Below are 17,656 nucleotides of genomic sequence, written 5' to 3'. Positions count from 1 at the left end.
AGGCTGTCGCCGCCAAAGTCGGACGAAGGCGGTTGCCTAAGCCATTGATCCCCTATATTGCTCCGCCCCTACGGGGCCACGTGGCGGAGTGGTTACGCAACGGTCTGCAAAACCGTGTACACCAGTTCAATTCTGGTCGTGGCCTCCACTACAAGCTTCTGATTTTCCAGCAAAAATGCGAACTCGCCTCGGCTTTCACGGCAGTGCCTGCAAGGCCTGACGAGCCGCGCCCACCGGGTTTGTCCGGGGCTTGGCGGAAATCCGCGATTCAGGTCCGATGGCACAGACTTCGCATCTGCGAAGCGAGGCATGTCCCATCAACCGAGCGCTGGAGAGCACGTGGGCGAAATCGTCCGATTTGTCTCGAAATCCGAGCTGGAGAGGGCCCGTCTCATTCGTGAGGCGCGCGCGATCTACGACAGCATCTTCCCGCCGGCCGTCCCCGAGCGGGCGCCGCAGGACGGCGAGGAGCGCGCCAAGAATTGATCGTCGTGACGCTGGGCGTGGGGGCTCGGTGGTGCCGGGCCGCCCGCAAGGCGAGCCGCATCCGCTGACGTGAAGTCGGCCTCAGCAGGCCGCGTACCAGCCGTCGGGAAAGGGCAAGAGGGGCCAGGCGCCCTCGTTGTCATTGGCTGCCTTGGGCGTCGCGTCGAAACTCCACGAGCGGGGCACGAATTCCTCCACCGGCACGGGCGCGAAATCTTCGAAGACCATGGCGTCCCGGACAGCATCCAGCAGCAAATTGAATTCGGCTTCGCTCATCGCACCCTCGCAGAACGTGGATGGCGCAATGTCGCAAAGCCGGCTTGTTTCCGGATTGACCCGATCGTTCGCATTTTAACGATGCGGCGATCGGGATCCGAATGGTTAGCGATTCCTGAAAATCCCCGCGCGAACCTTAGGTGCCGCCGCCGCGCAGCGGGTGTGAATGAGATCACATTCTCAGCGGTTTATTTCTCCTACCCCTTTGCACCATGCCGGCCAATGCAGGCCGGAGCGGGCAGGGCAGAGCGGGAGACCGGTCATGAAGGCGAGATTCTTGCGGTTTGCGGGCGTGAAAAGCCGGGCGCGGGGGGCCTCGACGGTCGGGCTGTTCCTGACGTTATTTGCCTCCGCCGCCCATGCACAGGGAACAGCGGAGCAGCGCCGGGCCTGTACTCCCGACGTCTACCGGCTGTGCGCCGGCGAGATCCCCAACGTCCGCGCCATCACGACCTGCCTGCGCCGCAACCGCGCCAGCCTCAGCGAGGCCTGCCGATCCGTGTTCGACCAGGCGGGTGGCTGAACGGCCCCGCTTGTGGGTTGGTGCGCAGCAAGTGCATCGCGCGGGCTCGCGAATCCGCCACAGTCACCCTGTGGATATGCTGTGGATTTGCTGCGGATACCGGACGTGGATGCTTCGCTCTCTCGTCGCATCCTCGTCGGCAATCGTCATATCTCTGTCAATGAGATTATCGACTGATTCGTAAACGCGAAGAAGTTGCGGCGCCGGCCGATATCAGTTGGTTTCCAGCGTTCGAAGTCCATTGATGAACCACGGCCTGCCGAACCGTCCCCGCATTTCGCCTCAAATTGCAACCGACGCGTGCAAGAAGTCTTGATCGGCCGTGAGCTAGGGGTGATCAGGCCGCCTTGAACGCGGGCCCGGATCGCCGCGACTAACCGACAGAGTGCATAGGGATCAGCGGAACGTGATCGAGCTTCCTCTTCCGAAAGCACCAAAATGGTGCTTTAGTGCTTTTCATGAGCCAATCGCCCCGAAACGCGCCGTCTGCGCTGCGTTACAGGCTTGCCCCTGACCCGGCCGCCAAGGCCGCCATCGAGGCGACGTTTCAGGCTTATGACCGCATGATGGAGATCCTCGACGAGGTGGCGCGGGCTCACAATGTGGGTTCCAACGTGGTCCTGCTCCACGCCCACGCCTACGAACCGATCCGCAAACAGACCGCGCTGCCCTCGCGGCTGGTGACGCTCGGCCTGCGCGACCGCACGGAGTATCGCGCCGCCCAGGGGCGCCGCCTGCCGCTCGACGACAAGCTCGCCAAGATCAAAGGGCCCGCCACCATTTCGATCGCGACCGTGCAGGGGCGCTTCAGCGTGCCCTTCGACTACGCCGGCTATGCCGAGGGCTGGGGGCAGAGCGTGCCGGCGCGCCTCATCCGCACCGACGACGGTTTCGAAGTTCACTACGGCGTCACGCCGAACAGCCTGCCAGAGGAGGAGAACGCCATGGATACCATCGCTGCCGCTCCCGACAACTTCCTGTCCCGTGTCGGGCGCCTGATCGCCGGGATCGCGTACGATGCGATCGAGCAGGCGGAAGGCAAGAACAAGCTCAAGGTGGTCGGACAGGCCATCCGTGAGATCGAGCGTGCTGAGAGCGAAGCGCGCGATGCGCTCGCGGCCGCGCGGGCCGAGGAATACCGCCTCAACGCGCGCCGCAGCGAGATCGAACGGGCGATGACCGATCTGACCGCCAAGATCGAGGGCGCGATCGCCGATGGCCGCGACGATCTCGCCCGCGCCGGCATCGCGCGGCAGATGGATCTGGAGGCGCAGTTCGAGGTGCTCTCGCGAGCCATCGACGAGAACAATGAGAAGATCGAGCAATGCGTGACCTCGCTGCGCGCCGTGCTGTCGGCGCTCCAGGATGCCGCGCAGCGCCGCGCCGATCTCGAAAAGAGCGAGGCCATTGCAAGCCAGCAGGCCTCGACATCGCCCCGGAAACAGGGCGGCAGCTCTGCAGCGGCAAAGGCGTTGCGCGCGGGCAGGGCTGTGGCGCGGGCCACGGGCGTGCCTCCGGGCATCCCTTATTCGAGCGACATCGACGAGCTCAGCACGTTGCATCGCGACAAGGAAATTGCAGCGCGGCTGGCCCGGTTGAAGTCGGGCTCCTGAGTGCCGTGTCATGAGCGCTGTGCTCGAACACGTCATGTCGCCTGAGGTCAGGCCGTTCGCGATTGCAGCGGCCATGATCGTCATCGTCGGCTCGATCGAGGTGGTCTCCATGCTGGTGGGGGCCTCGCTCAGCGAGATGCTCGGCACCAACATCGATTTCGCCCATCCCAGCGACAACGGGGTGCTCAACGCCATCTCCTGGGTCAATGTCGGCGGCGTGCCGCTCTTGATCTTCCTGCTGCTGCTGCTCGGCGCCTTCTCCATCACCGGCTTCCTGATCCAGGACCTCGCGCGGATGGTTGCAGGTCCCTTGCCGGCGACGGTCGCCTCGGTCGGGGCCGTCGTGGTGTCGGTTCCGCTGGTCCGCGCCGCCAGCAGGGCCATCGCGCGGGTCATTCCCAAGGACGAAAGCTACGTCGTCGGCTTGGGCGATCTCGTCGGCCGCATCGGGGAGGTCGTCGTCGGCCCGCTCGACCAGGGGCCGCCGGGCCGCGTCAGCGTTGCCGACGTCCACGGCAACCGCCATTTCGTCTCGGCGGTCGCCGCGCCGTCATCGGGGCCTCTGCCGCAGGGAACCATGGTCCTCCTGGTCGACCGCGATGGCACCCGTTTCGTCGCGGTGAAGGCCGACGATGAACTCAAGCCGTCCAAGCCCACTCTAAGCAGTTAGCAAAGTCCCACAGCGGAGAAAGCCATGTTCGACATCGCAGTCCCGGCCGTGATTGGCGTCGCGCTGATCGTCGTCCTGGGGATCGTCTTCACCATTCTCTACAAGCGCGCCACCCGCGACGAGGCCTTCGTGCGCACCGGGCTCGGCGGCAAGAAGGTGGTGCTCGACGGCGGCGCCATGATCCTGCCGATCTTCCACTCCTACGCCAGCGTCAACCTGAAGACGCTGCGGCTCACCGTCGAGCGCAAGGAGCGGGAATCCCTCATCACCAAGGACCGCCTGCGCGTCGACATCGTCGCCGAGTTCTATGTGCGCGTCCGCCCGGACGAGGAAAGCATCGCGCTCGCGAGCCAGACGCTGGGCGCGTTGACCAACGACGCCGAAGCGTTACGCAATCAGGTCGAAGCGAAATTCGTCGACGGCCTGCGCTCGGTCGCGGCGACCATGAGCATCCTGGAGCTTCAGGAGAAGCGCTCGGACTTCGTCAAGCACGTGCAGTCGACGGTCGAGTCCGATGTGAAATCGAACGGGCTCGAGCTGGAATCGGTGTCGCTGACCAAGCTCGACCAGACCGACGTCAAGTTCTTCAACCCGGAGAATTTCTTCGACGCCGAAGGTCTCACCCAGTTGAAGACGGTCACCGAGACCCGCCGCCGCGATCGCAACGCCATCGTGCGCGACAACGAGGTGGCGATCGCGCAAAAGGACCTCGAGGCGCGGCAGCAGACCCTCGGGATCGAGCGGACCAAGAAGGAAGCCGAGCTCTCCCAGGAGCGCGACATCGCCAACAAGACCGCGAGCACCCGCGCCGAGGTCGCAACCGCGACGCAGACCGCGCGCCTGACCGAGGAGAATGCCCGCATCGACACCGACAGGGCGGTTGCCGAGAAGGAGGCCGGCGCCAAGCAGGTCAAGGAAACCGCGGTGATCGAGTCGGACCTCGCGATCAACAAGCGCAAGACCGACGCCCAGCGCGAGATCCAGATCGCGACGCAGGAAAACGAGATCCAGATCGCAGCGAAGAGCAAGCAGACCTCGGAAGCCGTTGCCGAGGCCAAGGCCGCCGAAGCGCTCGCCGTCTCGGCCGAAGAAAAGGTCGTGACTGCACGCGCGGTCGAGGTCGCCGATCGCGCCCGTCTCACCCAGGTGCTCGCCGCGCGGACCGAGGCCGAGCGCAAGTCGACAGAATTGATCGTTGCGGCCGAAGCCGAGAAGAAGGCCTCGCTCGACCGCGCCGAGGCCGTCAAGACGCTGGCCACGGCGGAAGCCGAATCCAACAAGATCAAGGCAGTCGGCGTGCGCAATATCGGCGAGGCGGAAGCTGCCGTCATCACCATGAAGAATGAGGCGCAGAACAAGCTCGGCAGCAACGTGATCGATTTCGAGATCGCCAAGAAGCGGATCGAGACCATGCCCTCGGCCCTGGCCGAGATGGTGAAGCCGATCGCGAACCTCAAGGACGTCCGCATCCTGCACACTGGCGGCGCGTTTGGCGGCAACGGCGCCGGCGGAGGCAATGTGGGCTTCGGCGAGGGTCTCGCCGGCGAGCTGCTCAAGGTGCATGCGCTGCGCCCGATGATCGACGAGATCCTGCGCCAGAGTGGCTTTGCGCCGGGCGACGATCCCGTCAAGGCGCTGGTCGGCGCCGTGACGGGAAAGAGTAACGGCGCGGCCGTGCCGGCGCCGGTGCCGGAGAAAACAAGCCCTGCCGAACTATGAATGCCCGTTCATTGCTGCGGAGAATTCCAACCGATAAACAGGCTGGGCGCGTCTCGCGCCGCGCAAACGTTCGGGAACGCAGATCGATCGTCTCTTGAATCGTTCGATCTCGCTCCGGACTTGTCTTGAGGCAACGTTTTGTTTGCCACAGCGCCTGCGTCGATCGACGTCGGGCGCTGAGACCTGTTTCGATCGGAGAATTTCACATGAAGCAATTTCTGTCTGGACTGATCGCCATCGGTCTTTCGATCGCCGCCGCGCCGTCGCTTGCGGCCGATGCCCGCAACGTGACGGTCGTCAACGAGACCGGCTATGCCATCAAGTTCCTGGGCTTCAACGCGCCGGATGACGGGCTGGACGAATGGGAGAACGAACTCGACAAGGTGTTGCAGAACCAGGCCAGCACCTATGTCGAGTTCGACGACGACGACGAGGGCTGCGTCTGGAACATTCGCGTCGATTGGCAGAACTACGACGAATCGGTGCTGTGGAAGAACGTCAATCTCTGCAAGTTCACCGCGCTCCGCTTGCGTTACGACCCCGGCATCAAGACCACCTCGTTCCTCGCCGAATAGTCTTTGCCCGGCAGGGCCGGAGGAGAGGCCATTCCAGGCCCCTCCCGAGCGCGTTGCGGATGATGACGAATTCGTCCTTTGCAAGCGCAAGCGGCTTTGTTATACGCAGCCGCGCGCGAACGAATGGTTCGCCTTTTCCTCGGTAGCTCAGCGGTAGAGCATCCGACTGTTAATCGGATGGTCGCTGGTTCGAATCCAGCCCGGGGAGCCATCAGGCTGTTTCCAAGCCTCTCGAAAATCACCGAAATTGGATAGAATGTGTGGATAACCTCAAGAAAAATCTGAGGTTTTTGCTGTTCTGCTTTGTTCTATGGCCTCCGCCGCTGTTCGCAGCAGTCCGGGCCGGTTGGGGGTAGCGGAGGGGGTAGGGACCTTGTCCCCCCAAATTGGCCCTCAGAATACCCCCAAATTCCAGCCACGGGGGTCCGAATGAAATTCCGGAAAGCGCTTTCTCATCGGGTTGTCCTCAGTGCCAAGGCCGATTCGAAGGACAGGAAACTGTCCGATGGTGGCGGCCTGTTCCTCCTAATCACGACCAAGGGGGCCAAGCTCTGGAGGTACAAATTCCGGCTGAATGGGGCGAGCGGCTGATGTCGCTCGGCAGCTACCCCGCCATTAGCCTCCCGGGAATGCCTTGGCGTTTGTCGTTGGGGATCTCGGGGTAGGTGCCGGCTTGGTCGACCGCGCGCTGACGCTCAATTCCAACCCGGCGGAGGGATGGAATTTCGGCGGCTGGGTAAAGCTCTGGCTCGGCGGGCCGGATGCGGCAATCGAGCGCTTCGCACGCGCCATTCGTCTGAGCCCACTCGATCCGTGGCTGATGGGCATGCGGGCCGGGACCGCGTTTGCACATTTTTTCGGACCGTTATGCCGAAGCGGTATCGTTGGCAGAAATGGCATTGCAGTGCAGCCCGGACTATCGACCTGGACTACGTATCACCGCGGCAAGCAACGCAATGGCCGGCCGCTAGGAGCAGGCACACAGGGCAGTGGCTCGGCTGCGAGAACTCAGCCCCACGCTACGCCTTTCCAATCTCAAAGACGTCCTTGGCCCTTATCGACGCGCCGAGGACGTCGCGCGATATGAAGAAGGATTGCGGCGAGCAGGGCTGCCTGAATGACCATTGCGCCCAAGATGCTCGCCCTCTCAAGGCGGTGAACCAAGTAAGCTCAGCTGCCGAGAGGCGAAGACGATTTGCTTCGGCCATGTTCAGGAAGTGATCCGTATTCCTGGTCTGATCCCGAGCGCGAGCAGGCGCTGTCCAGTGTCCCAATATCCCCACGTATAGGTAGCGGCTCGTTGGGGGGTATGAGACCCTGCACACTCCATGAGAAATGAGACTGCTTGGATCGTTGTGCCTGCTGTTTTCGTGGCGGTGTTGCTGGCCGGGATTCTATTGCTGCTTGGCCAAGGGTGATCGCGTCACAAACCTGTGCCACGTTTCATGGATATTGGGATCAACTGGGATTTCAGCGCCCAGTTAGAAAATAGAGCGCCGTCGGGACGCATATTTCGAGCCTGGCCGCGCTTTTTTCCTGTCGTCCCGCCGTCATAAATCCGTAATCTTTCGGCACCGAACCTTCCCGATGTTCTGAATCTTGTCTATTGGATCAGCGGCTAAGAGACGGGAGGGTGAGCGATGACGGAACAGACCGACGTAAGCACGACCTCGAAAGATCGCCAGTTAGAAGCAGCCCAGAAAGAGCTGATGGAGTTTGAAAGGCGAGAAATGGAGTTCCGCAAAAAGGACCGCCGAGAGCGTGCAGCGGAGCTTCGCCTTCCTCTGGATAAAATCAAGGTCCATTGAAGTCGGCGGAGAGTTTTCACATAACTTTCATGGCACGTTTTTAGCTTCGTCATGCGACGGGGGCCCGGCGCGCGTCTCCCCGTCCATGCCTCGGCCTAGACCACCAGATGGACGGGGAGATTGCTCCGGGACATTTCAGCTGGCGGCCCTCTTTCATTCACAGCGGGTGTGTCCGCGTATGGCGCGTTACTGCCTTCTCAAAGTCGCCCCGGTGACCGCTTTCGAGACGTGAGCCGACCAATGCCGCGGGGTGATTCTGTCGTGAACGGAGACTGACGCGCGAACCGCGCCCGATTTGGCCACCGATCCCCTGAACTTCAGCAGATTGGGGTGCGATACGATTCCGTCCGAAACATCGACGGTGAAGCTGTAGCTGGGGTCGCAGGCGACCTTCTGCGTCACAAAGACGAGCCCCAGGATCCAGCATAGGCAGATCGCGCCTGCGCCGGCGATGTCAGGGCGATTAGGCAACCGGTTGCAATCATCCAGAGCGAAGGCGTCTTCATAACAGATCTCCCTTTTGTGAGCGGTTGCTCATTTAGGTCGGCCGTAAGCGGTTTGGCCGTCGATATGGGCGCAATGCATCCGGTCCGCAGTGACCGCGCAGCGCCAAATTTTGCGCATCGGGACGGACTGTCTTCATCATTTAGCCCCTGCTGGCGTCAGCGGGCCTGGCGGCGCCGCTCGCATCAGGCTGATCAGCAGCAGCCCGAAGATTGCAGCCCAGAACGCGACCTGGAAGCCGTCGATAATGGAGAGTACGTGGGCTTCACGCCGTACCAGCGACCCCAGCATCGTCGTTGCGCGCGCCAGCGTCGTCTCCGCGGCGGCGCTATGCTGAGCGACCCGGCCGGACATTCGACCGAGCGCCTGCATCACCTCGCTGTCGCCGGCAGCAACGTGCAGGCCAATCAGATGCGAATGGACTTGCTCGCGCACGCGCAGCCACGTGGTCATCGCTGTCGTCGCAACCTCGATCACGTCGAGGCGCAACACCTGGATGTAGGCGACGAAAGCAATGGCCCGAGCCGGGTTCAAGTTCGACACCACGAAGATCAGGAGTGCGGTGAAGGTGAGGCCTTGACCCATGGCCTGCACCAGCGCCATGGGAATGAAATCATCGGGCGCCCACTCATGCGTGATGCCGGTGCCCATCCAGGCTGCGGTCGCGAAACTCGTCAACCCGAACAGGGCCACGAGACGGGCGTCTACTCGGCGAAGCAGCCAGACGGCGGCGGGCACCGCAACGACTAGCGGCAACGCCGTGTAGAGAAGGAGCACGCCGCCGGCTTGCTCGGGCCGGAGCCCGGCGACGACGGTCAGGAAGTTGGGGATCAGCATGGTGTTGGACAGACTCGTGACCATGTAGGTCATCATCGTCAACAGCACCAAGGCGATATTTCGAGACATCAGGACCGTGGGGCTCGCCCATGGCTCTGGCACGATCGCTTCATTAACGAGAAAGGCGAACACGAGCGCGCCGCCACCGACGATCAGCCCCGTCACGGTGCCCGATTCGAACCAATCCAGCCTGTTGCCCTGATCGCAGCCGGCGTAGATCAGGGTCAGGCCGGTACCCAGCAACAGCATGCCGCCCCAATCGGCCTGAGCCAGGAGCTGGCGATTGACCCCTTCCCGGGGCGTGCCCAGCCAGGTCAGTAGCGCCATCAGCACGGCGATCACAGCGTCCTGCCAATAGAGCCATTGCCAGCCAACCTGATCTACGTAGAAGCCCACCAGCGACACGCCGGCGTTGCCGGTGAAGGACAGCCGGAAGGAGTACGCCGCCAGGCCGACGATCCACCAATGCTTCGGCAGATGGTGCAGCACGATCATGATCGTCGCGGGGACGAAGACGCCGAGCAGAAGCCCGCGAATGAAATGGAGCGCCAGCAATACCTGGTAGTCACGGACGAAGGGAATGGCCAGCGTTGTGGCGACATAAAGCAGGCTTGGCCAGACCATTACGCGGCGTAAGCCGAAGACCGTGGCAAGCCAGGCGATGGCGGGGGCGATGAGGATCTGCGACGATGTCGAAGCGGTTGCCAGCCATGCCCCCTCGTCGAAGCTAAGGCCGAACTGGCCTCTCAGGTCCGGTAGGCCCAGCGCGAACAGCCGCACATCGAAGCTCGCGATGAAGGCGCCAAGCAGCACGGCTGCGACCGCCATCCAAGGGTGATGGGAGGGACGGCCGACGGAGTCGCTGCTGATGGTCGCGGTCGTCACGACGCGCCCCCGGCGACCCGGATATGCGTGACGACCGACATCCCCGGGCGTAGCCGGTCGACCAGCACCTGGCCGGGATCGAACGAGATTCGCACCGGGATGCGCTGCACCACCTTGGTGAAGTTGCCCGTCGCGTTGTCCGGCGGCAGCAGGGCAAAGGTCGATCCGCTGGCCGGCGAGATTCGCTCCACACGACCGCGCAGCACCACGCCCGCGAACGTGTCGACGGTGACGTCGACCGGCTGGCCTGGCGCCACGTGCGTCAGTTGGGTTTCCTTGTAGTTCGCCACCACGTAGACGTCCGGCAGCGGCACGACGGCAATCAGATTGGTGCCGATATTGACGTAGTTGCCGTCCTGGACCATGCGCTCGCCGACGACCCCGTCGAATGGTGCCACGATCCGTGTATACCCCAGGCGCAGTTGCGACGTGGTGAGGTCCGCCTGGCTGGCACGGAGCCTTGCACGCAGCAGATGCTCCTCGCCGTTGAGAACCTCGAGCTGGCTGCGCTGCGCCTCGATTGTTGCTTCGGTCGCCGCAACAGCGGCGCCGGCCGTGTCGTGTGCGGCCGTAGCCTGCTCCAGCCGCTGCTTGGTGCCGGCGACGCCCCCGCGAAGAAGCTGGTCCTGTCGTTCCAGTTCTTGCCGCGTTTCCAGCTCGCGGGCGAGGGCGGACCGGCGCTGCGCCTCGGCCTGAATGATGACGGCTCTTTGATGGGCCTTCTGACTCTCCAGCTTGTCGAGATGGGCCTGGGCTGCGGCGACGCTCGCCTCGGCCTGCGCGACGACTGCGTCGTAATCCGCCGGCTCGATCTCCATCAGCAGTTCGCCGGCTCTGACACGCTGGAAATCCCTCACCAGAACCTGCCTGATATTGCCGCTTACCCGAGCGCTCAAGCGCGACATCTCGGCATGAACCGTCGCGTTGTCGGTCGTCTGGACCGCACTCGCCCCGACCCAGGCGTCCCAGCGGGCCGAGGTCACGAGAACGAGTGCGGCCGCTGCACCGACAGCCGCCAGCGGTATCATCAGGCGTCTTAGGCCGCCCGACGGGGTGGCCGGATCGGATCCTTTCGGGGCGGTCTGAACCCTGGCCTGCGCCGGCCCGGACTCAGCGGCGGGGACTTCGTTCTCGGCTGCCTTGGCTTCCGCCGGGGTCGCGGCACGGACGGCTTCGGAGATCTTTGTGACGGCATTCATGTCGCTTCCCTCCCTGTTGTGTCTGACGCCCGTGCCCGTTCACTGATGGTTATCGCGCGGTCCAACCGCCATCGACGGAGATTGCCGTGCCGGTGATCTGGTCTGCTGCGGCCGAGCACAGGAAGGCGACCGTGCCGCCGAGTTGCTCGGGAGATGCGAAATCAAGGGATGGTTGCTTCTCCGCGAGAAGCTCCTCGGTGGCTTTCTTTTGACTGATGCCTCGCTCCGCAGCGATGTCGCTGATCTGCTTCTCGACCAGGGGCGTTCGCACCCAGCCGGGGCAGACCGCGTTGCAGGTCACGCCGCTTCCGGCGGTCTCGAGGCCGACCACCTTGGTGAGGCCGACGAGGCCATGCTTGGCAGCCACGTAGGCCGCTTTGTGGGTCGAGGCGACGAGGCCGTGCGCAGAGGCGATGTTGACGATCCGCCCCCAACGCTGCTGCTTCATCTGAGGCACGGCCGCCGCGATTCCATGGAATGCCGCCGACAGATTGATGTCGAGGATGGCCTGCCACCTGGCGGCCGGGAATTCATCCACCGGTGCAGTGAACTGGATGCCGGCATTGTTGACGAGGATGTCAAGGCGGCCGAATTTTTCGACCGTCGCAAGGATCAATCCGCGCACGGCCTCGCCCTTCGACATGTCGGCGCCATCATAGACGCAGCGCACGCCATGATCGCGCTCTATGCCGCTGCGGATGGCTTCGATCTCATTCGTCTCGCCGAAACCGTTGAGCACGATGTTGGCACGGAGCCTGGCGAGCTCTCTGGCGATTCCAAGTCCGATGCCGCTGGTCGATCCGGTGACGACGGCTACTTTGCCCTTCAACATGGCAGATTCCTTTCAACGTCGATCTTGCAGTGGAAGCTTGCGGTCCGTCCGCATGGCCTGCGTCTCAATCGTCGGAGGAATTGTTCGCTTCTGACTCGCGTCCGACCCGATCAGCACGGGAGGTTCGTCGTACCCGTTGCGACTGCTGTAGAAGATGAGGGCCATGAGCCCGCATCCGACGACGAGCGAGAAGAGCACGCCGGCAGCCATGGCGACGTAGCCGGCTGCCGAAACCTCGACCCCGTCAGCAAGCGTCCAGCCGACGTAGGCGACGAAATCGGTTGCCACCAGGAGCAGGACGAGCACCAGGATGATCGTCCATGAGGCGGCGCCGGAACGTGCCGGAGCAGATCGCCGGGGCGGCGCACGAAGTTCCGTCGTGGCGTTCTGGTCGGGAGCATCGGAAAGGGTCGGCATGGTGTTCTCCTGATCTAAGGGCGACGCGAAAGCTCAATCGCGGCGATGGATGTCGTGGGTGACGATGCCGAGCTCGGGCGGCGGCGGATCGAGGCGCCGTCCGTCCGCGAGCGTGCGGCGGATGTCTTCCAGTCCGCTTTGCCAGTGCGCGCGCATCGCGCTCAGTCCGAACTCGTAGTCCCTCGAATGGCCTTCGTGGAGCTTGGTCTGGTAGATCAGGTGGATGATATTGTGGGAGCGATGGCGGGCCATATCCGCGATGGCGCGGATCTCCGGATCCTTCCTGGCGGCTTCTGGCAGTTTCTCGAGTATCCGCTGCAGCGCCTGACGCATTTTCTGCATGCGCAGCGCCTGGTCGGTTACAGCGCGCGTGCGACTCGAATATTGAATGTCCTTTTGCCGGCTCGACACCTCCATCATGTCGTAGGGAACGCGGCCCCTGGCCGACCAGAGGTCGATCTGGAATGTCAGCGTGTCGCGCGGCTCGCCAGACAGCACGCGGGAAAGAGGCGTGTTCGAGACTACGCCGCCATCCCAATAGTGTTCGCCTTCGATCTCGACGGCGGGGAATCCCGGCGGCAGGGCGCCCGAGGCCATGAAGTGCTTCGGGCAAAGCCGGCGTTCAGCCGTGTCGAAATAGGTCAGGTTACCGGTGCGGACGTTGACCGCGCCGACGCTGACGCGCACCTCGCCGGAGTTCAGCCGGTCGAAATCGACGAGCTTCTCCAGCGTCCGGTGCAGGGGTGCGGTGTCGTAGAAGCTGGTCGCGGCATCGCCTGAGAACGGCGAGAAGAGCGGCGCAGGGAAGCGTGGCCTGAAGAAACCGGGCTGACCCTGCACCAGCGCCCGCATCGCCGCCAGAGCGTTGCGGATCGAGTGGATGTCGAAAGCAAACGGCAGGGCGTCGGCCAAGCCCTCGCCGGCGGGCCACTCGATCGACTGAGCGCAGATGGTCTCCCAGAACTCGCGCAGCCGTTCGACGCGCTGTTCTTCCGGAGAGCCGGCGATGATGGCGGCGTTGAGCGCGCCGATCGAAATGCCGGCCAGCCAGTTCGGCCGGATGCCCGCTTCGTGCAGACCCTCGTAGACACCGGCTTGGTAGGCGCCAAGCGCGCCGCCGCCCTGCAGCACCAAGGCGACGACATCGTAGGGCAGCGGATTGATGCGGTGTGCAGAACTGATTTGCTCGCGCGTCACGTTCAACATGGCCGATACTCCCTTCATTGCCGTCGATCAGATCAACCGGCGTTGGCTTCGATCAGGGTTCCGGAGGTCGCTGCGCGTCGCCGCACGGCCGCGCCGGCCGACAGATAGTCGTGGACCACGGTGCCGAGCCCGAGGGTGAGATCGGCAACGACGTGCTTGGCCGACAGCACCTGCAGCACCGGCAGCTCCGCAACGGGCGCAAGCGCATGCGAGTAGAGGTCGAGCGCAGCCGGCCCCGTCCACGCGCCCTTCACGGCGATATCCTCGCAATGGTAGCGCACCAGCTCGCAGATGCGTGCCGTGCCGTCGACATGCGGGATGATCTTGAGCAGGAAATTCGGCGCAGCGAGTTTCTTCGATTCGGCGTCAATATCGAGGGCGCGATGCTTGTAGCCCATCGTGCCCGTTGCGATCCGCACCGAGCCGTAGTTCAGCGTGCCGACCAGCGTGTCGATCTCGACGGCGAGCTTGGGCTGAGCCAGCTTCTTGGGAAAACCCCACAGCTCGCGTCCGCCGGCGATCGGCGGATGGTCGTTGAGAAACATCTGGTGGACGAAGCTGCCGGCCTGGCCGCGAAACGAGACCGGGATGACCTGACCGCTTTCGGTGTAATCGCCGAAGCCGGTGGAGTCGGGCATCCGGATGAATTCGTAATTCACCACCGGCTCGGTCACTTCGAGCGGCTCGGGCAGGATCCGCCGCAGCGCATCGGCATCGGTGCGGTACTGGATTATGAAGTATTCGCGGTTGACGAAGCGGTAGGGACCGGCAGGAAAGGCCGGATTCGTCAGCGGCATGGCGAACGCGCTCGTGCGCACGGTCTCGTGTTTCATCGTCGTCGAGCTCCAGGTTGATTTGACGTGAGCGAGCCGCGCTCGATCTTTTTCAAACGCGGCCCGTGTCGCGGGCGATCAGTAGTCCCAGGTGACCGGCAGACAGCGAAACACGTCGCCGTCGACCTTCACGTGGCAAATGCACGGGAACGACAGGTGGGTGGCCAGCAGCAGTTCGCCGCTCTCCGCCATCTCCCGCAACAGACGGACCCGGACACGGGCCGCCTCCGTCGGATCGTGCTCGAAGCCGTTGTGCACGTCTGGGTGGTCGAACCCGACTTGGAATACGGCATCGCCGGCGAACGTCAGCCGATCGCCGCCGGAGTTGAGGCGGACCACACAGTGGCCGGGGGTGTGGCCACCGGTGCGCTGGGCGACTACGCCCGGCGCGATTTCAGCCCGGTCGTCGAACGTCCGCAGATAAGTGCGGTATTCGCGCAGGAACTTCTGCGCGGTCGATTCAAGCATCTCCGGGAAATCCTCCGGCATGGAGACGAGGGAGAAATCGGGCTTCGCCCAGAACTTGACCTCGGCTGCGGCCACGTGGATCCGCAGGTCCGGACGAAGCTGCTCCTTCACCCCGTCGACGAGCAGCCCGCCGACGTGGTCCATGTGCAAGTGGGTCAGCACCACGTCGGTCAGGTCCGCAAGATCGATGCCGGCGGCCTCCAGCCGATGGGTCAACTGTCCGGCCTTCGGCAGGTTCGAGTTCACTCCCGCCCCGGTGTCGACCAGGATGGTTCGGCCGCCGCTCCGCACCACGACCACGTTCAGCGGCCAATCGAGCATTTCCGGTGGCAGCATCAGCTCGTCGATCACGGCCTGCCGGGCAGCCGGGTCAGCGGTAGCGACCAACACATTGGTTGGCAGATGCAGCACTCCATCGCTGATCACGAGCACGTCGATGTCGCCGACCTTCAGCGCGTAACGCGACGGGACCAGCTCGTCATGCATCGGTCTGCCAAGGCGTGAGGCGTCGGATGTGTAGTCTAGGCTCATGCTTGTCTCCTCTTTGATGGTAAAGCCGCTGGCTGGTCTTGGTTGAGCAGGCCGCGCAGCCAGCAAGGAGCGCGGCCCGTTTCGCGTGAGGGTCTAGAGGAAGCCAGTCACGTCGGTCACACGCTCCGGATCGGCCGAGGCGAGCGCAGCGGCGCGCTGTGCCTTGGGCGGATAGATCCAGACGGTGTTGATCTCCTGCTTGGTCTTCTTGGCAACGTCGCCGACCATGGCCACCTTGCGCTCCCAGCCGGTGGTGAAGAGGGCACCGGCCTCGCCAAGGTCCAGGCAGGTCACGTAACCCTTCTGGTGGTAGCGTTTGGTCGGGACGCCCAGCAGCTCCGCGGCAGCGTTGTTGCCGGCGAACGCGCCCATCCGCGTGGCATGCTGGCAGGACATCAGCGCGTAGTTGCCGTCATTGTCGCAGGCGGCGCGTGCGGCATCGCCGGTGGCGAAGACGCCGTCTATCCCTGGCACGCGCAGATCGCGGTCGACCAGCAGCCGGCCGAAATTGTCGCGTTCAGCGGGGATTTGCTGGGTCAAGGGCGCGGCGCGAATGCCGGCCGCCCAGATCACGGTCTCGCTTTCGATATGCTCGCCGCTGGAGAGCGTGACGCCGGACTCGTCGAGAGAGGCGACGCCGGCGCCGAGCCGGGTCTCTACGCCGAGCTTGCGCAGGGCGTCCTCGATGACGGGGCGGGGCCCTTCGCCCATGTCGGGGGCGATCGCAGGATTGCGCTCGACGATGATGACGCGCGGCTTGGCGTCCTTGCCGAAGATCTCGCGCAGCCGCGCCGGCATTTCGGTCGCCGCCTCGATGCCGGTGAAACCGCCGCCCGCCACGACGACGGTGTCGCGGCCGTTGATTGCCGGCCGCTTGGCGAGGCCGTGCAGATGCTTGTCGAGAGCTACCGCATCATCGAGCGAATCGACGGCAAAGCCGTGCTCGGCGAGGCCCGGAATATTTGGCCGGAACAGTTTGCTTCCGGTCGCCACGACCAGGCGGTCGTAGGACAGCGTCTTCCGCAGCCCCTTGTCGGTTGCGATTTGCACCGTGCGGGACCTGGTATCGATCGTCTCGGCGCTGCCTTGCACGTAGTTGACGTCGACCGCGTTGAGGACGTCGAGCAGCGGCGCCGTCAAGGTCTCGGGCTTTGGCTCGTACAGCCGCGGACGGACGACGAGCGTCGGCTCCGGCGCAACCAGCGCGATCTCGAGTTCTTCCGGTGAAACGCCCTGGATGTCGCGCAGGCGGGCGGCGGAGAGGGCGGCATACATGCCGGCGAAGCCGGCCCCGATGATGACTAGTCTCATGTCTTTGCTCCTTGGTTTGGACTTCCAAAAGTCCGCGCGCTACCGCCGCCGCCCTTCGCTAAGGGTGGCGATCGACGACGAGGCGAAGGCGTGAAAACGAAGGCGTCAGCCCGTCATGGGGGGAGGCACTCCGGCGAGCGCGCTGACATCGGAGTCTTGGGCGACCAGCCTTGTCGGAGAACGACGGGCTGAGCTGAACCCAGACCCCAATCCTGATAGGTCAGCGGAGGGCGGTCCGTGGTCATGATGGAGATTCCGGGATAGGTCCTCTGCAGGGATTGCACCGGGATCTCCACCTCTTCGCCCGTTGCTGAGGTGAAGCGCACGGCCAGCGAAAGTCCGTACACGACCGCTGTAGCAAGGCCGCGCCGGCGCGATGTGATTGCAAGCTGGTTGACCAAGGGTTTCCGGATCATCGTCGATCTCCATCGGAGTTCGTTGGACGGTGATGGTCTAGTCCATCCCGCGTACCGCTGCCCCATAGGGATTGCCGTACCTGTCGAGCGATTGCTGCTAGTGAATACGTTTGCGCCGGTCGCTCGGGACAGGGTCAACCAGCCAAGGCTGATGCTTGGCGCGCCACTTCGGGCCGGGGCCGCGCATGTAGTGCAGTTCGGGCCGGTAGCTGTCGCGAATGTCCATGACCAGGTTGCGGACGACGCCGGCGAAGTCGGAGACGGTCTCAGCCGTCCTGCTGGCGAAATCGGAAATTGCGGACCAGTGCGAGAAATTCAATGCGATCGCGCGGGAATCGACGGTGCTCTTGCGGATCATCTTTCTTCTCCATCCGGTTGGATGTGGGCATTGCGATGATCTAGCGTATCTGAGCTGCGTCCGCCCCAGAGCGATTGCCGTACCTGTAGAGCGATTGCTGCCAACTCATGCGCCTGCGGCAATCGCTCGGGCTGGCCGGTCACCTCCTGAACTTGACGTCGAGGAACGGCCGAGTGTGGCTGCGATTGC

The 17,656-nt window shown here is 63.8% G+C and carries 18 protein-coding genes and 2 tRNA genes; 10 read left to right on the top strand and 10 right to left on the bottom strand.

Annotated features, from left to right (window positions below):
• Positions 1 to 74: 74 nt before the first annotated feature.
• Positions 75 to 148: transfer RNA gene (locus XI05_RS18365), tRNA-Cys, on the top strand.
• Positions 149 to 339: 191 nt separating this feature from the next.
• The gene (locus tag XI05_RS18360; RefSeq protein ID WP_271504166.1) at positions 340 to 486 is read left to right on the top strand and encodes a hypothetical protein; all 147 of its coding nucleotides are present in this window, start codon (positions 340 to 342) and stop codon (positions 484 to 486) included.
• An 81-nt stretch (positions 487 to 567) separates the two neighbouring features.
• On the opposite strand, the gene XI05_RS18355 is transcribed toward XI05_RS18360, so the two are convergent.
• The gene (locus XI05_RS18355) at positions 568 to 762 is read right to left on the bottom strand and encodes a hypothetical protein (RefSeq protein WP_172789091.1); all 195 of its coding nucleotides are present in this window, start codon (positions 760 to 762) and stop codon (positions 568 to 570) included.
• 262 nt (positions 763 to 1,024) lie between these two features.
• Between XI05_RS18355 and XI05_RS18350 the strand changes: the two genes are divergently transcribed.
• The 8 genes from XI05_RS18350 (at position 1,025) to XI05_RS18320 (ending at position 7,670) form a co-directional block, all read left to right on the top strand.
• Positions 1,025 to 1,285: a hypothetical protein gene (locus tag XI05_RS18350; RefSeq protein ID WP_212257044.1), complete on the top strand. Its 261-nt coding sequence runs from the start codon at positions 1,025 to 1,027 to the stop codon at positions 1,283 to 1,285.
• 449 nt (positions 1,286 to 1,734) lie between these two features.
• A complete protein-coding gene (locus XI05_RS18345) occupies positions 1,735 to 2,898 on the top strand; it encodes a PspA/IM30 family protein (protein ID WP_271504164.1) in 1,164 nt (387 codons plus the stop codon).
• A gap of 10 nt (positions 2,899 to 2,908) precedes the next feature.
• Positions 2,909 to 3,568, top strand: coding sequence for an OB-fold-containig protein (locus XI05_RS18340; RefSeq protein ID WP_271504162.1), 660 nt, complete (start codon positions 2,909 to 2,911; stop codon positions 3,566 to 3,568).
• A gap of 24 nt (positions 3,569 to 3,592) precedes the next feature.
• Entirely contained in the window at positions 3,593 to 5,287 is a 1,695-nt protein-coding gene (locus XI05_RS18335) for a flotillin family protein (RefSeq protein WP_172789087.1), read from the top strand.
• A 206-nt stretch (positions 5,288 to 5,493) separates the two neighbouring features.
• Positions 5,494 to 5,862, top strand: a complete 369-nt coding sequence (locus XI05_RS18330; protein WP_271504160.1) for a hypothetical protein — start codon at positions 5,494 to 5,496, stop codon at positions 5,860 to 5,862.
• A 136-nt stretch (positions 5,863 to 5,998) separates the two neighbouring features.
• Positions 5,999 to 6,073: transfer RNA gene (locus tag XI05_RS18325), tRNA-Asn, on the top strand.
• Positions 6,074 to 6,291: 218 nt separating this feature from the next.
• On the top strand, positions 6,292 to 6,453 hold the full coding sequence (locus XI05_RS39800) for an Arm DNA-binding domain-containing protein (RefSeq protein ID WP_442869290.1): 162 nt from the start codon (positions 6,292 to 6,294) through the stop codon (positions 6,451 to 6,453).
• 1,049 nt (positions 6,454 to 7,502) lie between these two features.
• Positions 7,503 to 7,670: a hypothetical protein gene (locus XI05_RS18320; protein ID WP_271504158.1), complete on the top strand. Its 168-nt coding sequence runs from the start codon at positions 7,503 to 7,505 to the stop codon at positions 7,668 to 7,670.
• Positions 7,671 to 8,312: 642 nt separating this feature from the next.
• Here the strand turns inward: XI05_RS18320 and XI05_RS18315 are convergent.
• The 9 genes from XI05_RS18315 to XI05_RS18275 all read right to left on the bottom strand — a co-directional run bounded on the left by XI05_RS18315 (position 8,313) and on the right by XI05_RS18275 (position 17,467).
• Positions 8,313 to 9,896 carry an MFS transporter gene (locus XI05_RS18315; protein WP_271504156.1) on the bottom strand — a complete coding sequence of 528 codons (1,584 nt, stop codon included), beginning with the start codon at positions 9,894 to 9,896 and terminating at the stop codon, positions 8,313 to 8,315.
• Positions 9,893 to 11,095: an HlyD family secretion protein gene (locus tag XI05_RS18310; RefSeq protein ID WP_271504154.1), complete on the bottom strand. Its 1,203-nt coding sequence runs from the start codon at positions 11,093 to 11,095 to the stop codon at positions 9,893 to 9,895. Before XI05_RS18310 ends, XI05_RS18315 begins: the two co-directional genes overlap by 4 nt.
• 49 nt (positions 11,096 to 11,144) lie before the next feature.
• Complete coding sequence (locus tag XI05_RS18305; RefSeq protein WP_271504152.1) at positions 11,145 to 11,927, bottom strand: 3-hydroxybutyrate dehydrogenase; 783 nt, start codon at positions 11,925 to 11,927, stop codon at positions 11,145 to 11,147.
• Positions 11,928 to 11,939: 12 nt separating this feature from the next.
• Positions 11,940 to 12,344, bottom strand: coding sequence for a hypothetical protein (locus tag XI05_RS18300; protein WP_333939938.1), 405 nt, complete (start codon positions 12,342 to 12,344; stop codon positions 11,940 to 11,942).
• Positions 12,345 to 12,377: 33 nt separating this feature from the next.
• The gene (locus XI05_RS18295; RefSeq protein ID WP_442869289.1) at positions 12,378 to 13,550 is read right to left on the bottom strand and encodes a DUF3734 domain-containing protein; all 1,173 of its coding nucleotides are present in this window, start codon (positions 13,548 to 13,550) and stop codon (positions 12,378 to 12,380) included.
• A 32-nt stretch (positions 13,551 to 13,582) separates the two neighbouring features.
• A complete protein-coding gene (locus tag XI05_RS18290) occupies positions 13,583 to 14,383 on the bottom strand; it encodes an acetoacetate decarboxylase (RefSeq protein ID WP_271504151.1) in 801 nt (266 codons plus the stop codon).
• 78 nt (positions 14,384 to 14,461) lie between these two features.
• Entirely contained in the window at positions 14,462 to 15,382 is a 921-nt protein-coding gene (locus XI05_RS18285; RefSeq protein WP_271504149.1) for an MBL fold metallo-hydrolase, read from the bottom strand.
• 93 nt (positions 15,383 to 15,475) lie between these two features.
• Positions 15,476 to 16,693: an NAD(P)/FAD-dependent oxidoreductase gene (locus XI05_RS18280; protein WP_271504147.1), complete on the bottom strand. Its 1,218-nt coding sequence runs from the start codon at positions 16,691 to 16,693 to the stop codon at positions 15,476 to 15,478.
• A gap of 513 nt (positions 16,694 to 17,206) precedes the next feature.
• Positions 17,207 to 17,467, bottom strand: a complete 261-nt coding sequence (locus tag XI05_RS18275; RefSeq protein ID WP_271504145.1) for a hypothetical protein — start codon at positions 17,465 to 17,467, stop codon at positions 17,207 to 17,209.
• Positions 17,468 to 17,656: the final 189 nt, after the last annotated feature.

Source organism: Bradyrhizobium sp. CCBAU 11357 (assembly GCF_028128865.1).
Classification (GTDB): Bacteria; Pseudomonadota; Alphaproteobacteria; order Rhizobiales; family Xanthobacteraceae; genus Bradyrhizobium.
The sequence above is the reverse complement of the archived record's forward strand: the minus strand, read 5'-3'. Positions and strand labels throughout refer to the sequence as shown.